The organism is Streptomyces sp. NPDC020801 (assembly GCF_044334385.1).
Lineage (GTDB): Bacteria > Actinomycetota > Actinomycetes > Streptomycetales > Streptomycetaceae > Streptomyces.
In genome coordinates, this window is the sequence record NZ_JBIRST010000047.1 from 1 (window position 1) to 26297 (window position 26297).

Annotated in this window: 21 protein-coding genes and 2 pseudogenes; 8 read left to right on the forward strand and 15 right to left on the reverse strand. The window is 73.6% G+C overall.

Annotated features, from left to right (window positions below; all coding sequences use genetic code 11):
• Positions 1–144: 144 nt before the first annotated feature.
• A complete protein-coding gene (locus ACH4UM_RS40885; RefSeq protein WP_398191468.1) occupies positions 145–2310 on the reverse strand; it encodes a SpoIIE family protein phosphatase in 2166 nt (721 codons plus the stop codon).
• Positions 2311–2845: 535 nt separating this feature from the next.
• Between ACH4UM_RS40885 and ACH4UM_RS40890 the strand changes: the two genes are divergently transcribed.
• The 3 genes from ACH4UM_RS40890 to ACH4UM_RS40900 all read left to right on the forward strand — a co-directional run bounded on the left by ACH4UM_RS40890 (position 2846) and on the right by ACH4UM_RS40900 (position 6210).
• Positions 2846–5296, forward strand: coding sequence for a SpoIIE family protein phosphatase (locus ACH4UM_RS40890; protein WP_398191471.1), 2451 nt, complete (start codon positions 2846–2848; stop codon positions 5294–5296).
• 103 nt (positions 5297–5399) lie between these two features.
• Entirely contained in the window at positions 5400–5699 is a 300-nt protein-coding gene (locus ACH4UM_RS40895) for a hypothetical protein (RefSeq protein WP_398191474.1), read from the forward strand.
• A gap of 142 nt (positions 5700–5841) precedes the next feature.
• On the forward strand, positions 5842–6210 hold the full coding sequence (locus ACH4UM_RS40900; protein ID WP_398191477.1) for a DUF6479 family protein: 369 nt from the start codon (positions 5842–5844) through the stop codon (positions 6208–6210).
• A gap of 9 nt (positions 6211–6219) precedes the next feature.
• On the opposite strand, the gene ACH4UM_RS40905 is transcribed toward ACH4UM_RS40900, so the two are convergent.
• Positions 6220–7497: an MFS transporter gene (locus tag ACH4UM_RS40905; protein ID WP_398191480.1), complete on the reverse strand. Its 1278-nt coding sequence runs from the start codon at positions 7495–7497 to the stop codon at positions 6220–6222.
• A gap of 176 nt (positions 7498–7673) precedes the next feature.
• Here ACH4UM_RS40905 and ACH4UM_RS40910 point away from each other — a divergent pair, with 176 nt between their 5' ends.
• Positions 7674–7850: a hypothetical protein gene (locus ACH4UM_RS40910; protein ID WP_398191483.1), complete on the forward strand. Its 177-nt coding sequence runs from the start codon at positions 7674–7676 to the stop codon at positions 7848–7850.
• An 87-nt stretch (positions 7851–7937) separates the two neighbouring features.
• Here the strand turns inward: ACH4UM_RS40910 and ACH4UM_RS40915 are convergent, their stop codons facing one another.
• The 3 genes and pseudogenes from ACH4UM_RS40915 to ACH4UM_RS40925 all read right to left on the reverse strand — a co-directional run bounded on the left by ACH4UM_RS40915 (position 7938) and on the right by ACH4UM_RS40925 (position 9368).
• The gene (locus ACH4UM_RS40915; RefSeq protein WP_398191485.1) at positions 7938–8522 is read right to left on the reverse strand and encodes a hydrolase; all 585 of its coding nucleotides are present in this window, start codon (positions 8520–8522) and stop codon (positions 7938–7940) included.
• A gap of 64 nt (positions 8523–8586) precedes the next feature.
• Positions 8587–8874: pseudogene (locus ACH4UM_RS40920) on the reverse strand (MFS transporter); the annotation flags it as partial.
• A gap of 32 nt (positions 8875–8906) precedes the next feature.
• Entirely contained in the window at positions 8907–9368 is a 462-nt protein-coding gene (locus ACH4UM_RS40925; RefSeq protein ID WP_398191488.1) for a MarR family winged helix-turn-helix transcriptional regulator, read from the reverse strand.
• A gap of 109 nt (positions 9369–9477) precedes the next feature.
• On the opposite strand from ACH4UM_RS40925, the gene ACH4UM_RS40930 reads away from it, so the two are divergent.
• Positions 9478–9987, forward strand: a complete 510-nt coding sequence (locus ACH4UM_RS40930; protein ID WP_398191490.1) for a metallophosphoesterase family protein — start codon at positions 9478–9480, stop codon at positions 9985–9987.
• A gap of 343 nt (positions 9988–10330) precedes the next feature.
• Here the strand turns inward: ACH4UM_RS40930 and ACH4UM_RS40935 are convergent, their stop codons facing one another.
• The 7 genes and pseudogenes from ACH4UM_RS40935 to ACH4UM_RS40965 form a co-directional block, all read right to left on the reverse strand.
• Complete coding sequence (locus ACH4UM_RS40935) at positions 10331–10990, reverse strand: SRPBCC family protein (protein WP_398191493.1); 660 nt, start codon at positions 10988–10990, stop codon at positions 10331–10333.
• A gap of 16 nt (positions 10991–11006) precedes the next feature.
• Positions 11007–12113 carry an XdhC family protein gene (locus tag ACH4UM_RS40940; RefSeq protein ID WP_398191496.1) on the reverse strand — a complete coding sequence of 369 codons (1107 nt, stop codon included), beginning with the start codon at positions 12111–12113 and terminating at the stop codon, positions 11007–11009.
• A 294-nt stretch (positions 12114–12407) separates the two neighbouring features.
• A pseudogene (locus ACH4UM_RS40945) lies at positions 12408–13673 on the reverse strand (VWA domain-containing protein); the annotation flags it as partial.
• A gap of 368 nt (positions 13674–14041) precedes the next feature.
• Positions 14042–14926, reverse strand: a complete 885-nt coding sequence (locus tag ACH4UM_RS40950) for an AAA family ATPase (protein WP_398191522.1) — start codon at positions 14924–14926, stop codon at positions 14042–14044.
• A gap of 6 nt (positions 14927–14932) precedes the next feature.
• The gene (locus ACH4UM_RS40955; RefSeq protein WP_398191498.1) at positions 14933–15787 is read right to left on the reverse strand and encodes an FAD binding domain-containing protein; all 855 of its coding nucleotides are present in this window, start codon (positions 15785–15787) and stop codon (positions 14933–14935) included.
• The gene (locus ACH4UM_RS40960) at positions 15784–18171 is read right to left on the reverse strand and encodes a xanthine dehydrogenase family protein molybdopterin-binding subunit (RefSeq protein ID WP_398191501.1); all 2388 of its coding nucleotides are present in this window, start codon (positions 18169–18171) and stop codon (positions 15784–15786) included. The genes ACH4UM_RS40955 and ACH4UM_RS40960 overlap by 4 nt, the downstream gene beginning before the upstream one ends.
• On the reverse strand, positions 18168–18638 hold the full coding sequence (locus tag ACH4UM_RS40965) for a (2Fe-2S)-binding protein (RefSeq protein WP_398191504.1): 471 nt from the start codon (positions 18636–18638) through the stop codon (positions 18168–18170). The genes ACH4UM_RS40960 and ACH4UM_RS40965 overlap by 4 nt, the downstream gene beginning before the upstream one ends.
• A gap of 261 nt (positions 18639–18899) precedes the next feature.
• On the opposite strand from ACH4UM_RS40965, the gene ACH4UM_RS40970 reads away from it, so the two are divergent.
• A complete protein-coding gene (locus ACH4UM_RS40970; protein ID WP_398191507.1) occupies positions 18900–20870 on the forward strand; it encodes a GTP-binding protein in 1971 nt (656 codons plus the stop codon).
• Between the two features lie 192 nt (positions 20871–21062).
• Positions 21063–22943, forward strand: coding sequence for an endoglycosylceramidase (locus tag ACH4UM_RS40975; protein ID WP_398191510.1), 1881 nt, complete (start codon positions 21063–21065; stop codon positions 22941–22943).
• 27 nt (positions 22944–22970) lie between these two features.
• On the opposite strand, the gene ACH4UM_RS40980 is transcribed toward ACH4UM_RS40975, so the two are convergent.
• Positions 22971–24254 carry a YncE family protein gene (locus ACH4UM_RS40980; protein WP_398191513.1) on the reverse strand — a complete coding sequence of 428 codons (1284 nt, stop codon included), beginning with the start codon at positions 24252–24254 and terminating at the stop codon, positions 22971–22973.
• Positions 24255–24439: 185 nt separating this feature from the next.
• On the opposite strand from ACH4UM_RS40980, the gene ACH4UM_RS40985 reads away from it, so the two are divergent.
• On the forward strand, positions 24440–25186 hold the full coding sequence (locus tag ACH4UM_RS40985) for a TetR/AcrR family transcriptional regulator (RefSeq protein WP_398191516.1): 747 nt from the start codon (positions 24440–24442) through the stop codon (positions 25184–25186).
• Between the two features lie 18 nt (positions 25187–25204).
• Here ACH4UM_RS40985 and ACH4UM_RS40990 read toward each other — a convergent pair whose 3' ends face one another.
• Together ACH4UM_RS40990 and ACH4UM_RS40995 are read right to left on the reverse strand one after the other, a co-directional pair.
• The gene (locus tag ACH4UM_RS40990) at positions 25205–25561 is read right to left on the reverse strand and encodes a hypothetical protein (RefSeq protein ID WP_398191525.1); all 357 of its coding nucleotides are present in this window, start codon (positions 25559–25561) and stop codon (positions 25205–25207) included.
• A gap of 5 nt (positions 25562–25566) precedes the next feature.
• Positions 25567–26297, reverse strand: a 731-nt coding sequence (locus ACH4UM_RS40995; protein ID WP_398191519.1) for a cbb3-type cytochrome c oxidase subunit I, incomplete at its 5' end; no start/stop codon positions are given.

Consider the following 26297-nt stretch of genomic DNA (forward strand, 5'->3'; position numbering starts at 1 on the left):
GCTGACCCGCGCGCCGGGGGCCTGCGCCCCCGACCCCCCCGCCCACTGCCCGCCCCACCCGGGGTCCCGGCCTTTCTGTGGTGTGGCCCGCCCCGCGGGGGGGGGGGCCGCACCACTCTGTTCCCGCGGCCGAACCCGGCCGGCTCAGCCGTCCCCGCGGGCCCGCAACAGCAGCACCGCCACGTCGTCGACCCGCTCCCGTGCCGCCGCGCTGTGCCGCACCAGGCGGTCGGCGAGCTCGGCCAGCGGCACGTCCCCGGCCTCGCCGAGCTGGTGCCCCAGCTCGGCGAGCGCGTCCTCGATGTCCGCCCCGGGTGCCTCCACCAGCCCGTCGGTGTACAGGACCAGCACCGAGCCGGGGGCGAGGCCGACCCTCGTCGTCGGATACGTGGCCGCCGCGTCGATCCCCAGCAGCGGCCCACCGGCCAGGTCGAGCACGCGCACCCGCCCGTCCGGGCGTCTGAGCAGCGGCGGCGGATGCCCCGCCCGGGACATCACGGCACACCCCTGCGCCGCATCCAGCCGCAGATACAGACAGCTGGCGAACAGCTCCACCCCGAGGTCCATCAGCAGCCGGTTGGTGCTGCGCATGACCTCCTGCGGTTCCTGGCCCACCGTCGTGTACGCGCGCACCGCGGTGCGCAGCTGGCCCATCAGTCCGGCGGCGGTCACGTTGTGCCCCTGGACGTCCCCGATCACCGCGGCCGCCGTGGGGTGGGTGGCCACCAGGTCGTAGAAGTCGCCGCCGATGTCCATGCCCTGGGTGGCCGGCAGATACCGTGCGGCCGCGTCGAAGCCCGGCAGCCGGGGCAGCGAATGGGGAAGCAGCGCCTGCTGCAGCCCGTGCGCCAGCCGGTGCTTGGCGTCGTAGAGCCGGGCCCGCTCCAGGGCCTGCGCGATCAGTCCGCCCAGGCTCGTCAGGACGGCCCGCTCGTCCGCGGCGAAGGAATGCCGGTCGGCGTAGGCGAGCACACAGGTGCCCACCGGGCGCCCGGACGCGATCAGCGGCAGAAACGCCCAGGCCGCGAAGCCGTCGGGGGCCGAGTGCCGCGCCGGGTAGAGCCGCTCCAGCTGCTGCTGGGAGTCGAAGAAGGCGGGCACCCCGGTGGACAGCACGTGCGCGCCCGGCGTCGGCGCGGTGACCGATGTCCCGTGGAAGCGCTCCACCACCCGCGCATCCGGATACCCGCGGTGTCCCAGCACGTGCAGGCGCCCGGACTGCGAGCCGAGGATCATCAGGGCCTGGCCTCCGACGGCCGGGACGATCTCGTCCGCGACCAGTCGCACCACGTCCTGCACGCCCACCGCCTCGGTGAGCGCCCCGGCCAGGGTCAGCACCTGCGAGATGGTCACCAGGCTGGACGGCCCCGTGCCCGGCGGGGGCACGGACCGGCCCAGCTCCGCCACCGCCCTGGCCCGGCTGATGCGGACGCTCAGCCCGGTGGTGCTCGGATACATCCGGAACGACAGCCAGTCGCCGGGCGGACGCAGCGCCACGAAGGACGTGACGTGCTGGCTGATCAGTGCGGCCCGGTAGCGGTCCTCGTACATCGGGTCGTTCAGCCACGGCACCGACGCCCACAGCCGGGTGCCGAGCAGCTCGCCGACGGGCAGGCCGAGCAGGTCGGCGGCGGCCGCGTTGACGAAGGAGATCCGGCCGTGCAGATCGAGCGAGGCGAGCCCGTAGGGCAGCCTGGCCACCATCCTGGCCGCCTCCACCGAGCCGAGCGCGCCGGCCACCCCGCCGGCGGGCGGCGCGGCGAGGAGATCGGGCTCCGGCCGCACCGGGCGGTTCTCCGCCGCGGCCCGCTCCAGCCGCAGCGCGAGCCGGTCGCAGGCCGCGGTCAGGTGCTCCCGCTCCCAGTCCGAGAGCACCGGCGGGTGGGACCCGGGCCAGGTCACGAAGACGGCGCCGTACGCACGGGCCCGGGTCACCACGGGCAGGGCGGCGAGCGCGAAGGGGTAGGGCAGGACCACGGCGATGCGCGGATAGCGGCGGGCCATCTCCTCCTCGCCGCCGACCCAGACCAGCCGCCGCTCGCGCACCGCCCGGGCGACCGGGATCGGCGCGCTCAGCCCCACCCGCTGCCAGGGCGCGGCGAACTCCCGGGGCATGCCGGCCATCACCGCCATCTCCAGCACCGGCTGGTCGGGCGCCAGCAGATACACCGCCCCGGAGTGCGCCTGGACCTCGTCCATCATCGAGGCCAGCGCCAGGGACAGCAGCGGCCGCTCGACCGTCCGGCCCCCGGCAGCCGGTGCCCGTCCGGACGACTGCCCCGGCGACTGCCCCTCGGACACGCCGACCACCTCCTCGCACGGCCGGGCGACGGGTCCCCGGGGTCAAGGCTCTCTCCTGGTGGCCCGGCGCGCACGGCGAGCGGTCGGGGCGGACGGTCACCGCACGGATGCGGGTGCGGCGCGGGGTGGGTGACAGGGTCGAAGGCGGGGCGCGGACCCGCTGGTGGCCCGGCGCGCACGGCGAGCGGTCGGGGCGGACGGTCACCGCACGGATGCGGGTGCGGCGCGGGGGACGGCGGCACGGTCGAAGGCGGGGCACGGACCCGCTGTAGGCCGTGCCCATGCGCCCCCGCACCCGACGCGCGCGGCCGGACCCCGGCCCCACGACCGGACCCGGCGCAGCCCGCGCCGGCCGGCACCCCCGGACCCGGCGCAGCCCGCGCCGGCCGGCACCCCGCGTCCGGGAGCGGACGGCACCGCCGGCAATCGGGCCCGCGCGCGCCGTAACGGGGGCGGCCCGGCGGGCCGCCCTCCGGCGATTCGGCCACCCCGGAACTCCACGGAACCCTCACAGGGGCTGCGCACGCGGCCGATACGCGCTGTAATGGCCAACGTGGTCAGTGAGGGCGCTACGGCACGCAGAACGAGGAGTCTGCGGGCCGAACTTGCCCTGAAGACGCTCACCACCTCCCCGGCCAACGGCGACCGGCTGCGCCGCGTACTCGAACAGGCCCTGGTCTTCACCGGCGCGGCGTTCGCCGGCGTCTACACCTGCGCCGACTCCGGCGACCTGATGTGCCTGACGGAGTCGGTCGGCGTGCCGAGGACGCTGTACGGGCTGCGCGACACCTATCCCCTCGCCGGACGGTCCGCGGTGGCCGACGCCCGCCGTACCGGGCGGGCCGTGTGGCTGGGACCCGAGGAGCTCGCCGCCTGCGCCGACTCCCGGCGGATGCCGGCCGGAGACGTCTTCCTCGGCGCGCTGCCGCTGAACGGCCGGGAGGGCGGCTGCCTGCTCGCCGTCACCGAGAGCCCCGGCGGCTTCGACAGCGAGGACCGGGAGTGCCTCGAACTGATCGCACGGGCTGTTGCCTGCCCGGTCCCCGCCGAGACCACGCTCGGCGAGGAGCTGCCGCCGGGCGCGTTCAGCCTGGCCATGGACAGCGGACGGGTCGAGGTCGGCGACGACATCCTCGGGCTGTTCGGGATCGGCCGCACCGACTTCGACGGCAAGGTCGAGACCCTGCTGTCGCTGACCGTGCCGGAGGACCTGCCGTCGCTGATGTCCGTGGTCGAGGCCGACCACATGTCGATCGGCGAGCGCGAGCTGGAGTTCCGCGTCCTGCAGCCCGACGGGCCGCCGAAGTGGCTGCGGCTGCGCGGGCGGCTGATGGCGGGCGGCGAGGGACGCCCGGCCCGCCTGGTCGGCACCGTCGCCGACGCCTCCACGCTGCGCGCCGGCGTCACCGACGTCGCCCGCGTCCAGCGGCTCGCCGCGGCCCTGGCCACCGCCGGCACCGTCCGGGACGTCAGCCAGGCCGTGGTCGCCGCCCTGCGCAAGCCGCTGAACGCCGACCGGATCGCACTCGCGGAACTGGAGAACGACCGGCTCGTCGTCACCGTCCTCGACCCGCCCGAACCGGAGTCCTGGCCCGAGCTGTGGCGCCTGGAGTGGCGTACCGAGTGGCCGGACGCACCGGTCCGGGCCATGCCCACCCTGGCCGCCGCCCTGAGCGATGGCCGCGCCCAGATCTGGCCCGCCGGAACTGCCCTGGAGCCCGCCCTGGCGGAGGTCGGCCCCGGCGGCCTCGCGGTGCTGCCGCTGCCCGCCGGCGGCCGGATGGCCGGCGCCTGCCTGATCGGCTGGGACGCCCCGCACGAGTTCGGAACGGACGAGCGCGCCCTGCTCACCGCCTCGGCCGGCCTGGCGGGCCAGGCACTGCTGCGTGCCCACGCCTTCGACGCCGAGCACGAGCTCGTCGGCATGCTGCAGCGCACCCTGCTGCCCCGGCGGCTGCCCAAGCTGCCCGGTGCCGAGGCCGTGGCCCGCTATCTGCCCGCCACGGCCGGTCTGGAGGTCGGCGGCGACTGGTACGACGTGATCCCGCTGCCCGACAACCACGTCGCCCTCGTCATCGGCGACGTACAGGGCCACAGTGCGGCGGCCGCGACGCTGATGGGCCAGATGCGCACCGCGCTGCGCGCCTACGCCGCCGAGGGGCACCCCCCGGACGTGGTCGTCTCCCACGCCAACCGGCTCCTGATGGAGCTGGAGACGGACCTGTTCGCCACCTGCGCCTACGTCGACGTCGACATGGAGCAGGGCTCCGCATGGTACGTGCGCGCCGGGCACCTGCCCCCGGTGGTACGTCACCCGGACGGCAGGGTCGAGATCACCGATGCGGAGGGCGGGCCCCCGCTCGGCGTACTGATGCAGGCCGAGTTCCCGATGACCCCGATCAGGCTCCAGCCCGGCACCGTGCTGGCCCTGACCACGGACGGCCTGGTGGAGGCCGCCGACGCCGACATCGACGAGGGCATGGACCGGCTCGCCCACAGCCTGGCCGCCGCCGACCCGGTCCACCTCGGCCTGGTCGCCGACGCCCTGCTGACCGACGCCGGCCGCAACGACGACATCGCCCTGCTCCTCATGCGCTACGACGGCATGGCAGTACGCCCGCTCCGGGAGAGCTGGACGGTGTGGCGGGTGCCCGAGGCCGTACGGCACGCCCGCCGTTTCACCCGGCGCACGCTGCGCACCTGGGGCGTGACCGAGGACGCCGACGCCGTGCTCCTCGTCGTCTCCGAACTGGTCACCAACGCCCTCGTGCACACGGACGGACAGGTCCGCCTGGACCTCACGCTCCTCAACCGCCGGCTGCGCATCGCGGTGGCCGACGGCTCGCCCCGCACGCCCGTCAAGCCGACGAGCATCGGCTGGGAGGCCACCGGCGGCCGGGGCATCCTCCTCGTCGAGGCCGTGTCGGCGACCTGGGGCACCCTGCCGGTCGGCGGCGGCAAACAGGTGTGGAGCGAGATGATGCTGGAGCAGTGATCCGGCCCGGCGGGCGGCACGACCCGCCACACGGGTGCGCCGCGCCCGGGTCCCGGCAGGTCGTGGCCGCCGGGTACGTCTGCCGTGCTTAGGGTCCTGGGCTGTGTCACACACCTTCGAAGAGCTTGTGGCCAGGAAGCTGGCGGCCGACGAGGCACACAACCGGGTCGAGCAACTGCGGCAGGACTACGGGCCGCCCGCGCAGACCCGGTGGACCGGAGCGCAGGGCGAGACGTACGAGACGGCCCTGCGGGCCTGGCGCGACCTGGCCCGGGACCTGCAGGCAGCCGTCAACGAGTACGCGAGCGACGAGGGACGACCACGCACGGACGTAGAGGCCGAGGTGGACAGAGCGGCCCGCGCAGCCAGGGAGAGCGACGACAGTCCACCACAGGCGCCGTGAGCCCGTGGCCGTCGCGCTGACGGCCACGGCGCGGGCGGTCGGGAGCGGAGACCGGACCGGGTGGGCGGCGGCGGTCAGGGCGCCTTCCGGGCGCCTTCAGGGCGGCACGTATCCGGCGACCGGGGCCGGGTACCCGACCCATATGGAAACCAGCCGGTACGAAGCAGCTGCCGCGAGCTCGGTCGTCGGGGTCGTCATCGTGATCGTCGGCGGTCTGGTGATCGCCGGTGCCCTGATCTGGGCCGTGCGGCTCGGCATCAACGTGAAACAGCGCGAACCGGGGATTCCCGGGACCGGTGAGCCCCCGACGCTGCCGCAGTCCGGGCCGGTCCGTGAGACACGGCAGCGAGGGGAACCGGACGAGGTTCCGCGCGCGGAGGAGACCGGCCGTCGGCTCGCCCCGCACGATCTCAGCCCCTCCGGCGGCGGGCGCGGCGAGGACCAGGCCCGCCCGCGCTGGGACGAGGGTTCCAGCGGCTCCTTCGGCAGCGGCGGCGCCGGCGGGAAGTGACGCCCCCCGTCAGGCCGGGGCGGGCCGGGTGCGGCGCGTGCGGGTGACCGCCAGCAGCACCAGGGCCACCACCTGGACCGCCGCGACCACCGTGATCAGCGCCGGGATCGACACGCCGTACAACGCGCCGGTCAGTGCTCCGCCCGCGAGGCTCGCCGCGCCGACGACGCCGGCGAACACCCCGTAGGCCGTCGCCCGCCGCCCCGGCGGCACCAGATCGGCGACCGTGGCGCGCAACGTCGACTCCTGCACGCCCGTCGCCGCACCCCACACCAGCGCCCCGGCCACCGCGACGGCGGTCGCGTCCGTGAACGCGAGCGCCGGCACGAGCCCCGCGAACAGCGGCAGGACCACCAGCACCCCGGGCCCGTGCCGGTCGTAGAGCCAGCCGGTTGCCAGGGCGGCCAGCGCGTCCACGGCCATCGCTGCCGCGTACAGCACCGGCACCCAGGCGGGCGCCATCAGGTGTCGCTGGACCAGGTGGTAGGAGAGCAGCCCGAAGGTGGCGAAGCCCGCCGTCGTGACCGCCGTGAAGGCCGCGTACGTCCAGAACGCCACCGGCAGCCGGACAGGGCCCGCCGCGGGAGTGGCAGGAGCGCCAGGAGCGCCAGGAGCCGCCGGGGCCTTCGTCGGTGCGGCCGGTTCGTGCGGTTCGTGCTCGTACCGGCGGGGCTCGGGCACCTGTGCCCGCAGCCACCACAGCAGCCCGAGCACGGCAACCCCCGGGACCGCCAGCACCGCGAGCGCGGGTCCGTAGGCGTTGCCCGTCAGCGCCAGCACCCCGGCGACGGTCAGCGGGCCGACCAGCGCGCCGACCTGGTCCATGGCCTCGTGCACGGCGAAGCCGCGGCCGCGTCCGGTCGCCGCGGTGGCGTGCGACAGCAGCGCGTCCTTGGCGGGTGAGCGCACCGCCTTGCCCACCCGCTCGGCGACCACCAGGGCGCACGCCGCCCACAGCGTCCCGACGGCTCCGAGCGGCGGCACGGACACCACCGTCAGGGCGTATCCGGCGATCGTCCATGCCCAGAAGCGCCGGGTGCGGTCGGCCAGTGGCCCGGACACCAGCCGCAGCCCCAGGGCCGCCGCCTCGCCCGCGCCCGTGACCAAGCCGACCACCAGCGCCGAGGCCCCCAGCGAGGACAGCAGCGGTCCGGTGACCGAGCGGGCACCCTCGTAGACGAAGTCCGCGAGCAGGCTGACGGTGCCGAACCACACCACGAACCGCCACGGACCCATGCCGGTCCGCGACGCGGCCCCGGCCTCCCGCTCCCGCGACGTCGACTCCATGCCCGGCAGTGTCGGTCACCGGGATGGTTTTGCGGTATGGGTACGACGTGACCCGGGTGAGAGGTGGGACCGCCCGCGTTTGGCGTGCCCTCCTTCGGGGACCCGGGCGCCAGGGCCACGGCGGTTCGCCACAGAACCACCGAACAGCAGCGGACGCAGAAGGAAGATGAGGCGTCGTGACCGCGCACACCAGTGAGAAGCCCCTTGTCCAGCGTGCCGAAACGGGTTGGGCGAGGGCCCGTCGCGTGCGGAAGGAGGGCCTGCGCACCTGTGTGCCGGCGCTCGAGGACTGCGGCGGCACGGACCGGGACCACACGGGTCCCGAGTGGAACATCGTGCGGGGCGAGGACTGACCGCCTCTCAACTCCGGCCCTGATCAGGGGGATCCACCCGACTGGAAGGGGTGCTCGGCGGCGAGTGCGTCGAGCACCCCCGTCGTGTCAGCCGTGGGTCTTCGCCAGTAGCTCGAGGACCTCGGCGGTGCTGCCCGTCTCGCCCAGGCGCGGGAAGATCCGCTCCACGCTGCCCCGGTGGGCCTCGGCGTCGAGGTCGCTCATGGCGTCGGTGGCGAGCGTGACGTGGTAGCCGTGTTCGTGCGCGGCCCGTGCGGTGGACTCCACACCGATACTGGTGGCGATCCCGGTCAGCACGATCTGGGTCACCCCGCGGCGGCGCAGCTGTACGTCGAGGTCGGTGCCGTGGAAGGCGCCCCAGTTGTGCTTGGTGACGGTGACGTCGCCCGGGTGACCGGCCAGTTCGGGAACGATCACGTCCCAGCCCTCGGGGCGGCCGCCACCGGAGCGGGGTGCTTCGGTGCGGCCGGGCGGAACGTCACCGAAATCGGCGGCGAAGGACACCCGGACGAGGACGACGGGAAGGTCGCGGGCGCGGAACGCGTCGGCGAGCCCGACCGTGCGGGAGACCACCTCGGCGCCGGAGTGCGGCGCGGTGGGCGCGCCGACGATGCCGGCCTGGAGGTCGACGACCACGAGGGCGGTGCGCGGGTCGAGGGCGGTGAGTGCCATGGGGGTCAGGCCTTTCGGGGGGTGTGTGTTTTCCAGGGGACCCGAGGGACCCGAGAGACCCGAGGGGCTCAAGGGACCCGAGGGATCGGTCGGGCAGGGGGCTCGCCCGGAGCAGCACCGATCCGGCGAGCATGAACAGGGCCAGGTCGTGCAGACCGGCCGTGTCGGCGCGGTGCGGGAAGAACGCCGCGGTGGCCGCGGAGGCGCCCGGCGCGCCGAGGTACATGAAGGTGCGCAGCAGCCCGGCGGCCGAGGCGATCCGCGCGGGATCGGCCTGCCGGTAGAGGGCGTTCTGGTTGGCGAGGCCGATCAGCCCCTGGGGCACGCCCATCACGCCCCCGGCGGCCGGCAGCACCCACCGCGTGCTGCCCGCGGGCCTCGGTATCACGACCGTGTGAGCCGTTCCATGAGAGCCAACGCCTCGATGAGCGTCTGCCGTTCGGCCTCGGTGTACCGGTCCTCCAGGGCCCGGGTCAGCCACTCCTCGCGGACCTGCCGGTTGTCCTCGGTGCGCTCCCTGCCGCCGTCGGTGAGGGTGACGAGCTGCCGCCGGCCGTCGTCCGGGTCGGGGCTGCGCCGGATGAGTCCGTGCTGCTCGAGTGCGGCCAGCGTGGTCGCCATCGACTGCGGACGGACCCCTTCGGCGGCGGCCAGGGCGCTGGCCGTGGCGGCCCCGTGCTTGCCGACCAGCGTGAGCGCGGACACCTGGGACGGCGTGAGGTCCTCGTCCTGCGCGACCTCGCGGATCCGGCGCCGCAGCCGGCTGAACACCACCCGCAGTTCGCGCGCGGCCCGGGCCGCGGAGGCAGAGATGCCCTCGGGCAACTCGGTGGGTTTGTGATCCATGCGGTGACGGTAGAACCATCAGCCGAAACTGTCCAGTCTGAACTGAACAGTTTGAACTAAACAGTTGAACTGTAGATCTCCGGAGGGTGCCCCGCAGTACGCTGGCCTCGTGCGCCTGCTCCTGATGTCCGACACCCATCTCCCCAAGCGCGCCAAGGAGCTGCCGGCGCAGCTGCTCGACGAGGTCCCGCGCGCCGACGTGGTCTTCCACGCCGGGGACTGGGCCGACGCCGCCACGCTCGACCTGCTGGAGCGCCACAGCCGCCGGCTGATCGGTGTCTACGGCAACAACGACGGCCCCGAGCTGCGCGCGCGCCTTCCCGAGGTGGCCCACGCCGACCTCGGCGGGTTGCGCTTCGGAGCCGTCCACGAGACAGGACCCGCCCAGGGCCGAGAGGACCGCTGCGCCGCCCGCTTCCCCGACCTGGACGTGCTGGTCTTCGGTCACAGTCACATCCCCTGGGACACCACCGCCCCCTCCGGCCTGCGCCTGCTCAACCCCGGCTCCCCGACCGACCGCCGCCGCCAGCCCCACTGCACCTACATGACCGTCACCGCCGCCCGCGGCCGCCTCACCGAGGTGGAGCTGCACCGACTGCCGCCGCGCCGGGTCCCGTAACGGGCGAGCGCGTGATGAGCACGCACCGGAGGTGAGCACACAGGAGGGCGGCCCGGTGAGGGGCCGCCCCGGGTCACTCTTCCCTTTCTCGTATCCGAATTCTCGGCGAGAGCCGGGCCGCTCCGTGCGCGGAAGCGGCCCGTGCGCTGCGAGTGGGCGCTTTCACGGACCTCCTTCCAGCGGAGATATGCCGCACATGTGCTGCAGAGGCATGCACGCCTCATCCGTAGTGCGGCACGTACCCCTCTCTCACGTCCTCACACCAACCGATTCGGCAAACCCCGGCAAATTCGTGAACGGCCATTCCGTGGAACGCGGGACGCGAGGCGGCCCGCCCGTCCCGTCAGGTGTGCCGGAGCCGGCGCACCCCCACGACCAGCAGCGCGACCACTACGGCCGCCCCGGCCAGCACGGCGGCGCGCTTGGCGACCGGCACCCCGGCGGTGCGCAGCAGATCCAGCGGCTCGGGCTCCGCGGGAACCGCCGGGTACGTCCTGGTGCCCGGCGCGGCCTCCGCGCGGCCCTCCGCCCCGGGCTCCGCGGCCGCGGCGCCCGGGGCCGGTTCGGCGAGCCGCCGTGCGAGACAGTCCGCGAACTGCCCCACCAGCCGGTCGCCCACCTCCGCCAGGACCCCGCGCCCGAACTGCGCCGGGCGGCCGGTCACGGTCAGATCGGTCCGCACCGACACCGCCGTGGCGCCGTCGCGCTCCTCCAGCGTGCCGGTGACGGTGGCCCGGGCCGTGCCCTGCCCGCGGGTCTCCCGCCCGCTCGCGGCGAGCACCATGCGGTGGGCAGCCTCGTCCTGCTCCTCGAAGACGGCCGTCCCCTTGTACGTCACGGTGATCGGACCCAGTTTGACCTTGACCGACCCGGTCACGGTCTTGCCGTCGTACTCCTCCACGGCGGCCCCCGGCAGGCACGGCGCGACGCGCTCGATGTCGAGGAGCGCCCGCCAGGCGTCGTCGACCGGGACGGGGACGGTGAACTCGTGGTGCAGCTCCATGACTTCCTCCTCGCACTCAGGCGGAGCCGGTCGCGTGGATGGCTCCTGCGGTCGCGGCCAGCGGGGCCCCGGTACCGCCCCAGCGCAGCGCGATGATCTCGGCGGCGACCGACACGGCCACCTCCTCGGGGGTACGGGCGCCGAGGTCGAGCCCGACCGGGGAGCGCAGCCGCGACAGCTCGGCCTCCGACAGACCTGCTTCCACCAGCCGCTCCAGCCGGTCGTGGTGGGTACGCCGGCTGCCCATCGCCCCGATGTAGGCGGCCGGCCGGCGCAGCGCCTCCTCAAGCAGCGGCACGTCGAACTTGGGGTCGTGGGTGAGGACGCAGATCACCGTGCGCTCGTCGGTGTCCGTGCCGTGCAGATAGCGGTGCGGCCAGTCCACGACGACCTCCACGGCGTCCGGGAACCGCTTCGGCGTGGCGAAGACCGGGCGGGCGTCGCACACCGTGACCCGGTAGCCGAGGAAGGCGCCGATCCGGGCGACGGCCGCCGCGTAGTCGATCGCGCCGAACACCAGCATCCGCGGCGGCGGGGCGAAGGAGTGCAGGAAGACCGTGACGGTGTCCTCGCGCCGCTCGCCGTGCGGACCGTAGTGCCTCGTCCCCGTGGCCCCGAGGGCGAGTTCGCCACGGGCGTCCGCGGTGACCGCCACGTCCAGGCCGGGCGCGCCCAGCGTGCCCGCCACCGTCCGCGGCCACACCGCGAGCGCCGCCCCGCGCGGTGCGGGCCCGTCGACCACCGTCGCCACGGTCACCGGCTCCTCGGAGGCGACCGAGGCCGCCACGGCGCCGAACGTGGGGTCCGACTCGGGTGTCACGGGCCTGACCAGCACGGTGATCTCGCCACCGCAGGTGAGTCCGACCGCGAAGGCGTCCTCGTCGCTGTAGCCGAAGGTCGCCAGGCGGGCCTCGCCGTCGGCCACGACCTCCTGGGCCAGGTCGAAGACCGCACCCTCCACGCAGCCCCCGGACACACTGCCCACCACCTCGTCGTCCGGGCCGACGGCCATGGCCGCACCGGGGTCGCGCGGTGCGCTGCGGCTGACCGCGACGACCGTGGCGAGACCGAACGGCACGCGTGTCGCGTACCACTGCTCCAGCACGGGGAGAATCTCACGCACGTTGCGCTCCTTTCTGCGGGCGCCCGCAGAGCCTGCCGACCCGTCCGCCAGTCCCGGTGAGTCGAAGGGCCACCCGTGGGGGCTGCGCCCCGGGCCCCCGCGGGGGCTCCGCCGGCTCCGCCCCCTTGGTCCGCGTCCGCCTCGCGTTCACGGCGGCCACGCCGTTCCGCCCGCCGGGGTGGGCGCGGGCGGCGGGGCGGGACCGGCCGACGGCGTCGTACGGCGCTCCGTCCCGGCACCCACGCCCACGCCCATCGCGACGTCGACGTCGACGTCGCGATGAGCGTCGTCCGCCTCCGCGCCCTGCACCACCGCCGCCAGACGCTCCAGCGCGGCCAGGCTGTGTCCCTCGACGAAGGCGTCCACGCTCGGCAGCGCCGCCGCCATGCCGGCGGCGAGCGGCGCGTAACCGGGGCGCGCCTTGCGCGGATTGGCCCAGATCACCCGGTGCGCCAGCCGGTGCAGGCGCCGCATCTGCTCGGCCAGCAGCCGCGGATCACCGCGTTCCCATCCGTCGGACAGCAGCACCACGACGGCCCCGCGCGCCATGCCCCGCTGCCCCCACCGGTCGAGGAACTCCCGCAGCAGCTCGCCCAGGCGGGTGCCGCCGCGCCAGTCGGGTACGGCCTCGGCGACCGCGGCCATCGCCAGGTCCGGGTCCCGGTGCGACAGCTCCCGGGTCACCCGGGTCAGCCGGGTGCCGATGGTGAACACCTCCGTGCGCCGCCCCCGGGCGGCCGCATGTGCGAACCGCAACAGCGCGTCGGCGTACGGCGCCATGGACCCGCTGACGTCGACGAGCAGCACCACCCGCCGTGGCCGCTCGGCACGCGCGTGCCGCCGCAGGAGCGCGGGCTCGCCGCCGCGGCGCAGCAGTTCCCGTACGGTGCGGTGCGGGTCGACGGTTCCGCGCCGGGCCGGCCGCCGCCGCGCGGTGCGGCGCAGCTGCCCGCGCAGCGCGAACGCGGCCAGCAGCCGGCGCACCTGCGCGCGTTCGGCGGGGTTCAGCTCGGCCACGTCACGGTGGCGCAGCACCTCCGCCGAGCTGGCGAGCGACGCGGTGGGCGGCCCCTGCGGCTCCCCTTCGGGGGCTTCGGTGCGCGGGCCGGCGGGCCCCTCCCGCAGGACCAGCCGCAGCCGGGGCGGGGGGACGGACCGCACCGTGCGGGTCGGCGTCTGACCGGTACCGAAGTATGCGGCGAACACCCGCTCGTACCGCTCCAGGTCGTCCCGGTCCCCGCACAGTGTCAGCCGCCCCGCCCAGTAGACGTCTCCCCGTACCCCCGTCCGCAGCGCGTCGACCGCCCGCAGGAAGGCATGCACCCGCTCGGTACTCGCGTCCACTCCGGCGGCGCGCAGCGCCCGCGCGAAGCCGAGCAGCGCGGCGTCGGCGCCGGCGCCGCGCTGCTCGGCCGCACCGGCGAGGGCGTCCGCACGGCGAGGAGGACCGGCCGAGAAGGCCGGTTCGCCCGCGACACCCGCCCCCGGCCCACCGGCACCCCCACCGGCACCGCCCGGATCGCCCACCGCGCCCGCGTCCGGGTCGCTCGCCGTGCCCATGCCCGGGTTGCTCGCCGTGCCCATGTCCGGGTCGCTCGCCGTGCCCATGCCCGGGTTGCTCGCCGTGCCCATGTCCGGGTTGCCCGCCGTGCCCATGCCCGGATTGTCCGTCGCGCCGGAACCCGGATCACTCATCGTGCCCGCGTCCGGATCGCCCGCCGTGCCGGAACCCGGATCGCCCACCGCGCCCGTGCCCGGAGAGCGCGCCGCGTGCGTGCCGGGTTTCGTCCCGTACGGCCCCTGGGTTTCCGCCTCTGCCCCGAGCGCCCCGCGCGTGTCCGCTGCCGCCCCGCACGTGTCCCGCCCTACCTCGCTCGGTCCGCGTTCCCCGGCCCGGGCCGGCCGTTCCCGGGGCGCCGCCACGTCGATCACGCTCCCCGCGCCGCGAGGACCGCCGCGAAGTCCAGGCCACGGGCCCGGTCCGTGTCCTCGCGGTACTTCAGGACCGAGCCCAGTGTCGCGACGGCCAGTTCCGCGTCGGCCTCGTCGGCACCCAGGGCGTCCAGGGCGCGGGCCCAGTCCAGGGTCTCGGCCACCCCGGGCGGCTTGAGCAGGTCCTCGGCGCGCAGGGCCTGGACCAGTGCGGTCACCTGCTCGGCCAGCCGGGCCGACACCTGTGGCAGCCGCCGCCGGACGATGGCGAGTTCGCGGGCGAAGCCGGGGTGGTCGAACCAGTGGTACAGGCAGCGCCGCTTCAGCGCGTCGTGCACCTCCCGGGTGCGGTTGGAGGTCAGCACGACCACCGGCGGCACCTCGGCCCGCAGCGTGCCCAGCTCGGGGATCGTCACCTGGAACTCCGAGAGCACCTCCAGCAGGAACGCCTCGAACTCGTCGTCGGCCCGGTCGATCTCGTCGACGAGCAGCACCGACGGCTGGGTCTGCAGCGCCCTCAGCAGCGGCCGGGCGACCAGGAACCGCCGGTCGTACAGCTCGCGTTCCAGCCGGTCGGCGTCCTTGACCCCGGCCGCCTCGGCGGCCCGCAGATGCAGCAGCTGACGTGGGAAGTCCCAGTCGTACAGCGCCTGGGAGGCGTCGATGCCCTCGTGGCACTGCAGCCTGATCAGCGGGGCGCCGAGCGCCTCGGCGAGGGCCGAGGCGAGCGCCGTCTTGCCGACGCCCGCGTCGCCCTCGCAGAAGATCGGCCGGTGCAGCCGCAGCGCCAGGAAGCAGGCGATGGCCAGCCCGTCGTCGACGAGGTACCCCGTCTCCTCCAGGCGGGCCCGCACCTGCTCGGGGCTGTCGATGGCGGTGATCGGCGCTCACCCCATCCCGGCGGCGGCCAGGACCGCCCGCTTGGTCAGCACCCGCGCGAGATGCGCCCGGTACTCGGGCGAGGCCGACGCGTCCCGCGACGGCCGGGTGCCCTCGGCCGCCTCACGTGCCGCCCGCGCCACCGCGTCCGCGTCCCCGGCGCCGGTCAGCGCCTCCTCGGCCGCCGAGGCCCGCAGCGGGGTCGCGCCCATGTTGGTCAGTCCGACCCGCGCCTCGGCGATGTGCCCGTCGTCGCGCCGTACCAGCGCGGCCACCCCGACCATCGCCCAGGACTGGGCCACCCGGTGGAACTTTTCGTAGCGGAAACCCCAGCCCTCCCGTTTGGGCACCCGGATCTCCACCAGGAGTTCATCGGGGGCCAGCGCGGTCTGCAGGTAGTCGGCGAAGAACTCGCGCGCCGGGATCGTGCGCCGCCCACCCGGTCCCACGGCGACCAGTTCGGCGTCCAGGGCCAGCGCCACCGCGGGCAGGTCACCGGCGGGGTCGGCGTGTGCGAGCGAGCCGCCGAGGGTGCCCCGGTGCCGTACGGCCGGGTCGGCCACCGTCTCGGTGGCCTGGGCCAGCAGTCCCGCGTGCCGTCGCACCAGCGGGTCGTGGATCACGTCGTGGTGCGTGGTCATCGCTCCGAGGGCGAGTGTGCCGCCGTCCTCGCGGACCCCGCGCAGTTCCGGGATCCGCCCGACGTCGACGACGAGTTCGGGGAACGCCAGCCGCAGCCTCAGCAGCGGCAGCAGGCTCTGGCCGCCGGCCAGCACCTTCGCCTCCTCGCCCGCGTCGGCGAGGGCGCGGACCGCCTCGTCGAGGCTCGCCGGCCGGGTGTAGTCGAATGCCGGGGGGATCATGCGGAGGTCTCCTTCCGGGGGGACCGCAGGGCCGACTGAACGGCCTGCCACACCCGTTCCGGGGTGCACGGCATCCGGACGTCCTGCACGCCGAGCGGCCGCAGCGCGTCCACGACCGCGTTGACCACGGCGGGCGTGGAGGCGATGGTGCCCGCCTCGCCGACGCCCTTGACGCCCAGGGGGTTGGAGACCGCGGGCGTCTCCGTCCGGTCGGTCACGAAGTCGGGCAGGTCCGGTGCCGCGGGCACCATGTAGTCGGCCATCGTGCCGGAGACCAGGTTGCCCTCGTCGTCGTACACCGCCTCCTCGTACAGGGCCTGCGCGATGCCCTGGGCCAGACCGCCGTGCACCTGACCCTCGACGATCACGGGGTTGACGACCCGGCCGACGTCGTCGACGCAGACGTAGGACCTGATCCGGGTGAACCCGGTCTCGGTGTCGACCTCGACGGCGCACAGGTGGGTGCCGTGCGGGTAGGAGAAGTTCTCCGGATCGAGCAGGTGCTCGGCATTGATGGTGGGCTCCATGCCGTCGGGCACGTCGTGGGAGAGGAAGGTCTCGAAGGCGACTTCCTGGATGGTCTTGCGCGCCTCGGGCGACCCCTTGACGGAGAACACGCCGCCCGCGAACTCCAGGTCGTCCTCGTTGGCCTCGAGCAGGTGCGCCGCCACCTTGCGCGCCTTGTCCACCACCTTCTGCGCCGCGCGGTGGACGGCGATCCCGCCGACGACCAGCGACCGGGAGCCGTAGGTGTCCATGCCCTGCGGCGCGGCCTGGGTGTCGCCGTGCACCACCTCGACGTCCTCGAACGGCACCCCCAGCACGTCGGAGGCGATCTGGCTCCAGCACGTCACGTGCCCCTGCCCGTGCGGGCTGGTGCCGGTGACCACCTCCACCTTGCCGGTGGGCAGCATGCGGATGGCGGCCGCCTCCCAGCCGCCGGCACCGTACCTGAGGTCCCGCAGCACCCGGCTCGGGGCCAGCCCGCACATCTCGGTGAAGGTCGACACGCCGATGCCGAGCCGGACGGGGTCGCCGCGCTCGTTGCGCTTGCGCTGCTCGGCGCGCAGGTCGTCGTACCCGAACAGCGCGAGTGCCTTGTCGGTGGCGGCCTCGTAGTTGCCGCTGTCGTAGGTCAGGCCCGCGACCGTCGTGTACGGGAACTCCTCGTGCCCGATCCAGTTGCGGCGCCGCACCTCGATCGGGTCCAGGCCGAGCTCCACGGCCAGCTCGTCCATGATCCGCTCGATGCCAAACGTGGCCTCCGGGCGCCCGGCGCCGCGGTAGGCGTCGGTCGGGGTCCGGGTGGTGAACACGCCGGTGCAGGTGAAGTCGTAGGCGTCCATCTTGTAGATCGCCGGGTACATGAAGGCGCCCAGGAGCGGGATGCCCGGGGTGACGAGCATCAGGTAGGCGCCCATGTCGGCCAGCAGGTCCACCTTCAGTCCGAGGAGCCGGCCGTCCCGGGTGGCGGCCACCTCGATGTCCTGGATCATGCCGCGGCCGTGGTGGGTCGCGAGGTAGCCCTCCGAGCGGGACTCGGTCCACTTCACCGGACGTCCCAGCCGCCGCGCGACCGCCAGGGCGAGGGCCTCCTCGCCGTACACCTGGAGCTTGGAGCCGAAGCCGCCGCCCACGTCGGGGGCGACCACCCGCAGTTTGTGCTCGGGGACGCCCGTGACGACGGAGAGCATGATCCGCAGGATGTGCGGGATCTGGGTCGCCGAGTACACCGTGTACTCGCCGGAGGCGGAGAGCGGGGCGACGACGACCGCGCGCGGTTCCATGGCGTTGGGGATGAGGCGCTGCTGGTGGAAGCGGCGCCGGACGACCACTTCGGCGCGCTGCTTCACCGTCTCGTAGTCCTCGCCGGTCTTCAGCGGCCAGACGTAGCAGCGGTTGGTGCCCTTGTCGGCGTGGACGAGCGGGGCGTCCTCGGCGAGCGCGGCCTCCAGGTCCAGGACCGGGGGCAGGGGTTCGTAGCCGACCTCGATCGCCTCCAGCGCGTCGGCGGCCGCGTACCGGTCGCGGGCCACCACGACCGCCACCGGGTCACCGGCGTGCCGCACCTCGTCCACCGCGATCGGCGGGTGGTCCGGGTGGACCATGTCCTCGGTGACGGGCCAGGCACAGGGCAGCGAGCCGAGGCCGTCGGCGAGGTCACGGCCGCTGAACGCCGCGACGACGCCGGGGCGTTCCAGCGCCGGGGAGACGTTCACCCCGGTGATGCGGGCGTGCGCCATCGGGCTGCGCAGGATGGCCATGTGCAGCAGCCCGGTGACGGTGATGTTGTCGGTCCAGTTGGTCTGTCCGGTGACGAGCCGCGCGTCCTCCTTGCGCAGCCGGGCCCGGCCGACCTCGGGTTCGAGGGCCTGGTCGGTCATGCCGTGACCTCCTCGGACGAGGCGGCGAGCACCGCGCGGACGATGTTCTGGTAGCCGGTGCAGCGGCACAGGTTGCCTTCGAGGGCCTGGCGCACCTCGTCGGAGGTGGGGTGGGGGTTCTCGCGCAGCAGGTCGCGCGCGGCCATGATCATCCCGGGCGTGCAGAAGCCGCACTGGAGCGCGTGCCGCTCGTGGAAGGCGCGCTGCAGCGCGGTCCACTCGCCGTCCTGGGCCAGGCCCTGCACCGTGGTCACCTCGCCACCGTCCGCCTGGACGGCCAGCACCGAGCAGCTCTTCACGCTCACGCCGTCCAGTTCGACCGTGCAGGCCCCGCAGCTGGAGGTGTCGCAGCCGATCGGGGTGCCGGTCAGGCCGAGCCGGTCGCGCAGGTAGTGGACCAGCAGCAGACGCGGTTCCACGTCGTCCTCGTACGACGTGCCGTCCACCTTCACCGAGATGTGGGTCATGTGCGCTCCAGGGACCGTGCGGGCGGAAGTGAGGGAAGCGAGGGAAACGGCGACCAGGGTGACGTACGTCACTCTAAGACCGGGCTCCGACCGCGGCGAGTGCTGGAGCGAGCTTTGTTGAGCGTTAATCCATTGCCGTCGTCCGCCCGGCTCTGCTGCACTGCACCCGAACCGCCGTCACCCAGCGAGGAGCACCGATGCGCACAGCGTTCATGTCCGCCCAGGAAGGAATCCGGCCCGCACCGAAGGACATGACGCTCAGTGCACTTGCTCAACCTCGGAATTCTCGCGCACGTCGACGCAGGTAAGACCAGCCTGACCGAGCGGCTGCTGCACTCCACCGGAGTGATCGACGAGATCGGCAGCGTCGACGCCGGCAGCACCCGGACCGACACCCTCGCGCTGGAGCGGCAGCGCGGCATCACCATCAAGTCCGCCGTCGTCTCCTTCCCGGTCGACGACGTGACCGTCAACCTCATCGACACCCCCGGCCACCCGGACTTCATCGCCGAGGTGGAGCGCGTGCTCGGCGTGCTCGACGGCGCGGTACTGGTGATCTCCGCGGTCGAGGGCGTCCAGGCCCGGACCCGCGTCCTGATGCGCACGCTCCAGCGGCTGCGCATCCCCACCCTCCTCTTCGTCAACAAGATCGACCGGCGCGGCGCCGGGGAGGGGGCCGTGCTGCGTGCCGTGGCGCGGCGGCTCACCCCGGCCGTGGTGCCGATGGGGCGCGTCGACGGGCTCGGCACCCGCGCGGCCCGCTTCCTGCCCGGCCTCGGCCCGTCCGCGCTCGACGTCCTCGCCGGCCACGACGACGACCTGCTGACCTCGTACGTCGAGGGCACCGTGTCCTCGGCACGCCTGTACGCGGCCCTCGCCGCCCAGACCCGTCAGTGCCTCGCGCACCCGGTGTACTTCGGGTCCGCGATCACCGGCGCGGGCGTGGACGCGCTGATCGGCGGGGTCAGGCAACTGCTGCCCGCCGCGGGCGGCGATCCCGGGGGGCCGGTCTCGGCCACCGTGTTCAGGGTGGAGCGCGGTCCGGCGGGGGAGAAGGTCGCCTACGCCCGGGTGTTCAGTGGCACGCTGCGCGTCCGCGACCGCGTCCCCTACGGCGATGCCCGCACCGAGGGACGGGTCACCGCGATCGGCCTCTTCGACCACGGCACGGACGTCCGCGCCGACGCCGTCCCCGCGGGCCGCATCGCCAAGCTGTGGGGCCTGGCCGACATCCGAATCGGCGACGTGGTCGGCGAACCGCGCGCGTCCACGGAACGCCTGTTCGCGCCGCCGACGCTGGAGACCGTCGTCGTGCCCGGCCCGGGTGTCGGCCGGGGTGCGCTGCACCTCGCGCTCACCCGGCTCGCCGAGCAGGACCCGCTGATCGGGCTGCGCCACGACGGGGTGCGACAGGAGATCTCCGTGGCGCTCTACGGAGAGGTGCAGAAGGAGGTCGTGCAGGCGACGCTCGCCGACGAGTTCGCTCTGGACGTCACTTTCCGGGAGACGACCCCGCTGTGCATCGAGCGGCCGGTGGGGACCGGGGCGGCCGTGGAGTTCAACAAGAAGGACGGCAACCCCTTCCTCGCCACGGTCGGGCTGCGGGTCGGCCCGGCTCCCGTCGGCTCCGGTGTGGACTTCCGGCTGGAGGTGGAGCTCGGCTCGATGCCGTACGCCTTCTTCAAGGCGGTCGAGGACACCGTGCGCGAGGCGCTCGGGCAGGGACTGCACGGCTGGCAGGTCACCGACTGCGTCGTCACCATGACCCACTCCGGCTACTCGCCCCGGCAGAGCCACGCCCACCAGGGCTTCGACAAGAGCATGTCGAGCACCGGCGCCGACTTCCGCGGCCTGACCCCGCTCGTGCTGACCGGGGCGCTGCGCCGGGCGCGCACCCGGGTCCACGAGCCGATGCACCGCTTCCGCGTCGAGGCGCCCGTCGACACCCTCGGGGCGCTGCTGCCGGTGCTGTCGGCGCTGCGGGCCGTACCGCAGGAGACCCGCACGCACAAGGCGGTGTGCGTCCTGGAGGGCGAGGTCCCGGCGGCCCGGGTGCACGCGCTGGAGCAGCAGCTGCCGGGGCTGACCCGCGGCGAGGGAGAACTGGAGAGCGCCTTCGGCCACTACGCACCGGTCCTGGGTGACACGGTCCCCGAGCGGCCGCGCACCGACCACAACCCACTGGACCGGAAGGAGTACCTGCTGAACCTGACACGCCGAGTGGGGGGTTGAGGCGGGGCAGGCGGGCGCGGCGGGCGCGGCGGGCGAGGCGGGCGCGGCGGAACGGGAGGACGGGGTGGGGCCGGGAGCCCGCGGATGGACTGACGGGCGTGCGTATCTCTCACCTGGAGCTGACCGGTAATCAACTTACCTGTGAGGCAGAAGCGTTGACGGTTCACGCCACCTCGCCGGATTGTGGTGGACATGTCGACTATCCGGGTGCGTCTGCTCGTCGTTCTGGTCTTCCTCTCCGGATTCCTGGCGGTGGCAGGATCCCCGTCCGCCACCGCCGTCACTCCCCCCGGCGCCACCGCCGCCATCGTCCCCGACTCCTTGTGGTTCGACGGTACGGCCCTCACCGTGTCCGACGGCCGCTTCACCGACGGCTTCGGCCGCGAGGTCGTGCTGCGCGGCTACAACGTCTCCGGTGAGGCGAAACTGGCGGAGAACGGCGGCCTGCCCTTCGCGTCCGTCGCCGACGCGAGGAAGTCGGCGACCGCACTGCGCGCCCTCGGCGGCGGCAACTCCGTCCGCTTCCTGTTGTCGTGGGCCCGTGCGGAGCCCGTGCGCGGCCAGGTGGACACCGGCTATCCGGCGGCGGTCGCCGCGCAGATGCGGGCGTTCCTCGACGCCGGCATCCGCGTGTACCCCGACTTCCACCAGGACCTGTACTCCAGGCACCTGTTCGGCGCCGGCAGCTGGTACACCGGCGACGGCGCGCCCGGGTGGGCGGTACAGGCCGGAAGCTATCCGCAGGAGTCCTGCGGCATCTGTTTCTTCTGGGGCCAGAACATCACCCAGAACAAGGCGGTCCAGCAGGCCCAGTACGACTTCTGGCACAACACCTACGGACTCCAGGACGCCTTCCTCGCCATGGCGCAGCAGACCATGACCCAGCTCCGGCAGCACCTGACAGCAGAGGAGTTCGCGGGCGTCGCCGGCGTCGACCCGTACAACGAGCCGTACGCCGGCACCTACGACCCGGGGCGGACCAGCCGCATCTGGGAACGCGACCTGCTGTGGCCTTTCTACGTCAGGTTCCGGGCCCGGATGGACACGGCCGGCTGGCAGGACAAGCCGGCCTTCGTCGAGCCGAACCTCTTCTGGAACGCCAACATCGGCTCGCAGAAGCAGGAGGGCGGCCTGCTCGACGCGGGCCCGCTCGGCCCCCGCTACGTGTTCAACACGCACTTCTACGACCAGAAGGCGATCTCCGGGATCCTCATGTGGGGCAAGGCCTCCGACGGCCGGTACGCCGGCGACTTCGGCGCCGTACGCGACCGGGCCTCGGCCGCCCGGACCGCCGCCGTGGTCAGTGAGTTCGGCCATCCGCTGTCCGGGACGGTCGCGGACAAGGCGCCGACGGTCCTGAAGGCGATGTACCAGGCGCTCGACTCCCGTGTTCCGGGAGCGAGTTGGTGGTCCGACCCCAAGGACTCCGGTGCTGTCCTGTCCGGCACCCAGTGGCAGTGGGACCTCTACAACGGCCGCCACCACGAGCTGATGAACGGCAACCCCGACAAGGTCCGCACCTTTGGCGACGCCTGGAACGACGAGGACCTGTCCGCGGTACGCCTCGACAGCAACGGCACGGTGACGTTGCGTCAGGACGCCCGCCTCCTGGACCGCCTCTACCCGAGCGCCACCGCCGGCACGACGGTCGCCTTCACCTACGAGGACCGCTCGCGCGACGGCTCGACGACGCTGACCTGGAACCCGGTGCCCAGCTCCCTGCCCGGCGTGCGGCAGCTCGTGGGCTGCGGCCAGTACGGGCTGCTGGTGTGGCGCTCGGACGGCGGCCCGGCCCCGACCGAACTGCACCTGCCGGCCTCGTTCCCCACGGCGTCCACCACCGTGGTCTCCGACCTCGGCACGGCGTACGCCCCACCGTCGTACACGCCGACCACCCCGATCGCGGTGGCACCCGAACCCGGTGGCACGGGCAGCCGCCGTCTGCTGCTGACCGACCCGGACTCGGGTGTCCTGCACTACGCGCTGGTGACCAACGGGGCGACGGCTCCGTCCCCGGCCCTGCTGGCGGCGGCCCGGACCGAACTCTCGGAGTGGGCCGCCGCACGCCTGTGACCGGCGAGGTGCGACCGGGCGGGGACGTCAGCCCGCGGACGGCCCCGTCCAGTCGGTCTGCACATGACCGAGCCGGACCCGTTGCGGATGGTCGCCGACCGGAACCGACACCACCTTCCGGCCGGTGGCGAAGTCGATGGCCGTCACCTGGTCGGCGCCGCTCTCGGAGACGATGCAGTCCTTGCCGTCGCCGCTGACCGTGGCCCAGTAGGGCTTGGCGGCGGTCACCAGCGGGCCCTCCTGCAGGGTGGTGCGGTCGACGACCGTCGCGTAGTCGTCCATGGTGCCGGCGACGCACAGCCTGGTGCCCTCGGGGTTCATCGAGATGCCGTGGTGCCGCGAGTCGTTGACCCAGGTGGTGCGGTCCTCGCTGGTGGCCGGGTTCTTCGGGAGGGACTTGACCCGGGTGATCCTGTCCGCGGCGACGTCGTACTCCAGGAAGCCGTTGAAGAACGACACCTGGAAGTACAGCCTGGACTCGTCCGGGGAGAAGACCGCGGGCCGTACCGCGTCGGAGAAGTCCTTCAGACCGATCGCGTCCAGGCGCTGACGCATGTCGATGGTCCGGACCTGCTTGTACGTCGTCGCGTCCACGACCGTGATGTGCCGGTCGCCCTTGGTCCAGTCCCAGGCCGGGTCGTCGAGGGAGGTGTTGACGTCCCCGATGGACATGTTCCAGATGTATCTGCCGTCCCTGGTGAAGATGTTCTCGTGCGGCTTGTCACCGGTGGCGAAGGAGCCCAGCTGCCTGCCGGTGCCGATGTCCAGGACGTGCACGGTGTTCGCGGTGGACGCGGAGACTGCGACCCGGGTGCCGTCGGGGGAGACGGCCATGTGGTCGGCGCGGTAACCGGCCACCGGAAAACGCCAGTTGATCCTTCCGGTGGCCAGGTCGATGGAGACGACGTCGGCGAAGCTGGGCCGGGAGACCACCACCGATCTGCCGTCCGGCGTGGAGTACATGTCGTCCGCGAACTGGTCGTGGCCCTCGCCGACGCTGTTGCGGATCGCCTGGAAGTAGATCCACTTGACCGGGTCGGCGTTGATCTCCGCCATCCGCCGGTCCCTGTCCGGGACGACGTTGATCCGGCCGATCTTCGCGAAGTCGCCGGAGGACCTGATGACGTCGGCGGTGCCGTCCCAGTTGTTGCCGACGAACAGCACCTCGCGCAACGCGGCCGAGGAGCCCGGCGCGGCGGTGGCAGTGGCGGCGGTGTCTGTGGTGGCGCCGGCGGTGGTGGCGGGAGCGGCGAGGGTCAGGACGAGGGCGGCGGCCACGGAGCAAAGGTGCCTGGGTCTGATGGCAGGCATGACTGCTCTCTCCTCTGTGATGGGGGGTGCCCGGGGCAGGGCGTTGCGGGGGCCGGCCCGAGCGGGCCGGGATATCTGAACACGCGTGCTTTCAGAAGAACTTACTGAAAAGTAAGGAGGGGGCCTCCTTCTCCACAAGACCGCGTACACGACAAAATTGGGGTGGGCGTACGAGGGAGGGGACCGTGGCGGGCAGGCTGAGGGCGCCGACGGGCCGCTACGGCGGCAAGTCCGCCGCGGAGCGGCAGGCCGAGCGGCGCGGGCGCTTCCTCGGCGCCGCGCTCCAGCTCTTCGGTGGCACACCGGGCTACAGGGCCACGACCGTCGCGGCGCTCAGCGAGGCCGCCGGGCTGTCCACCCGCCAGTTCTACGAGGAGTTCCGCACCCTCGAGGACGTCCTGGCCGCCCTGCACCTCCAGGTCAACGACTGGGCCGAGCAGGCCGTCCGGGAGGCCCTCGCCGGCGCCGGCCGGCTGCCGCTCGACGAACGCGTCGCCGCTCTTTTCCGCGCGTACGCCGCGAACGTCACCGCCGACCCGCGCCGGATCCGCATCACCTTCGTCGAGATCACCGGCGTCAGCGCGCGCCTGGAGGAGCAGCGCCTGGCCCGCCGGTCGCGCTGGGTCGACCTCATCTGCGCCGAGGCGCAGGCCGCCGTGGCCCGGGAGGAGGCCGCACCACGGGACTACCGCATCGCCGCCGCGGCCTTCATCGGCAGTGTCAACGGCCTGCTGCACGACTGGAGCGCCGGCTGGGTGGAGGCATCCCTGGACGAGGTCGTCGACGAACTGGTCCGTCAACTGCTGGGAATCCTGCGCCCACCGGGCTGGACGCCACCGGGGGATCGCCGGGCGGGGGCACTGTGCCCGCTGCCGGGATTCACGCCGCCTCCCACCCGCCGGCGGACCGGCGGACCGGCGGCCAGGGACTGAACCCGCCTCCTCGCCACGTCAGTTCGGGCACAGCGCCGGCAGGACCGCCGCCCCGGCCAGGACGCAGCCCAGCACGGCGAAGGCCAGCGCGGCACGCGCCAGCACGCGCCGGCGCAGCCCGCGGTAGGCCTCCTCGTACTCGTGCCGCAGCTGTCCGGCGCGCTCGGCCGTCCGCCGCCAGGAGGCGAGGGCGAGCGCGAGGTGCTCCTCTTCGTACAGCCGCCGCACCTCCTCCCGCTGACCGGACATCAGCCAGTCGAGCCGGGCGGTGAAGCGTACGGCGGCCGACCGGGCCTCCTCACGGGCGGCCACCAGCAGCAGATGGCCCTCGATCTCGTTGACCAGCGCCGCCGGGTCGGCCGGGTGGCCGTCCATCGACGTCACGGGGCGGTCAACTCCCGCTCCTCCCGTGCACCGCTCGGGTGGTGCAGGTCGTACGCCGGGGACTCGCTGCGGATACGGGGCAGGGTGAGGAAGTTGTGCCGCGGCGGCGGGCAGGAGGTCGCCCACTCCAGCGAGCGGCCGTAGCCCCACGGGTCGTCGACGCCGACCGGCTTGCCGTACTTGGCCGTCTTCCACACGTTGTAGAAGAACGGCAGGATCGACAGGCCGAGGAGGAAGGAGAAGATCGTCGACACCGTGTTCAGGGTCGTCAGGCCCTCCACCGCCAGGTAGTCCGGGATCCGGCGCTGCATGCCGTTCACACCCAGCCAGTGCTGGACCAGGAAGGTGCCGTGGAAGCCGATGAACAGCATCCAGAAGGTCATCCTGCCCAGGCGCTCGTCGAGCTTCCTGCCGGTGAACTTCGGCCACCAGAAGTGGAAGCCCGCGAACATCGCGAAGACGACGGTGCCGAACAGGACGTAGTGGAAGTGCGCCACCACGAAGTACGTGTCGGAGGCGGGGAAGTCCAGCGGGGGCGAGGCGAGCATCACGCCGGTCAGCCCGCCGAAGACGAACGTGACCAGAAAGCCCGTGGTCCACAGCATGGGCGTCTCGAAGGAGAGGCTGCCGCCCCACATGGTGCCGATCCAGTTGAAGAACTTCACACCGGTGGGGACCGCGATCAGGAAGGTCATGAAGGAGAAGAACGGCAGCAGCACACCGCCGG

Coding starts and splice junctions, on each gene's coding strand:
- ACH4UM_RS40890 (WP_398191471.1), top strand. CDS start 2,846: ATGGCCAACGTGGTCAGTGAGGGCGCTACGGCACGCAGAACGAGGAGT.
- ACH4UM_RS40900 (WP_398191477.1), top strand. CDS start 5,842: ATGGAAACCAGCCGGTACGAAGCAGCTGCCGCGAGCTCGGTCGTCGGG.
- ACH4UM_RS40905 (WP_398191480.1), bottom strand. CDS start 7,497: ATGGAGTCGACGTCGCGGGAGCGGGAGGCCGGGGCCGCGTCGCGGACC.
- ACH4UM_RS40915 (WP_398191485.1), bottom strand. CDS start 8,522: ATGGCACTCACCGCCCTCGACCCGCGCACCGCCCTCGTGGTCGTCGAC.
- ACH4UM_RS40925 (WP_398191488.1), bottom strand. CDS start 9,368: ATGGATCACAAACCCACCGAGTTGCCCGAGGGCATCTCTGCCTCCGCG.
- ACH4UM_RS40935 (WP_398191493.1), bottom strand. CDS start 10,990: ATGGAGCTGCACCACGAGTTCACCGTCCCCGTCCCGGTCGACGACGCC.
- ACH4UM_RS40955 (WP_398191498.1), bottom strand. CDS start 15,787: ATGATCCCCCCGGCATTCGACTACACCCGGCCGGCGAGCCTCGACGAG.
- ACH4UM_RS40960 (WP_398191501.1), bottom strand. CDS start 18,171: ATGACCGACCAGGCCCTCGAACCCGAGGTCGGCCGGGCCCGGCTGCGC.
- ACH4UM_RS40965 (WP_398191504.1), bottom strand. CDS start 18,638: ATGACCCACATCTCGGTGAAGGTGGACGGCACGTCGTACGAGGACGAC.
- ACH4UM_RS40975 (WP_398191510.1), top strand. CDS start 21,063: ATGTCGACTATCCGGGTGCGTCTGCTCGTCGTTCTGGTCTTCCTCTCC.
- ACH4UM_RS40980 (WP_398191513.1), bottom strand. CDS start 24,254: ATGCCTGCCATCAGACCCAGGCACCTTTGCTCCGTGGCCGCCGCCCTC.
- ACH4UM_RS40990 (WP_398191525.1), bottom strand. CDS start 25,561: ATGGACGGCCACCCGGCCGACCCGGCGGCGCTGGTCAACGAGATCGAG.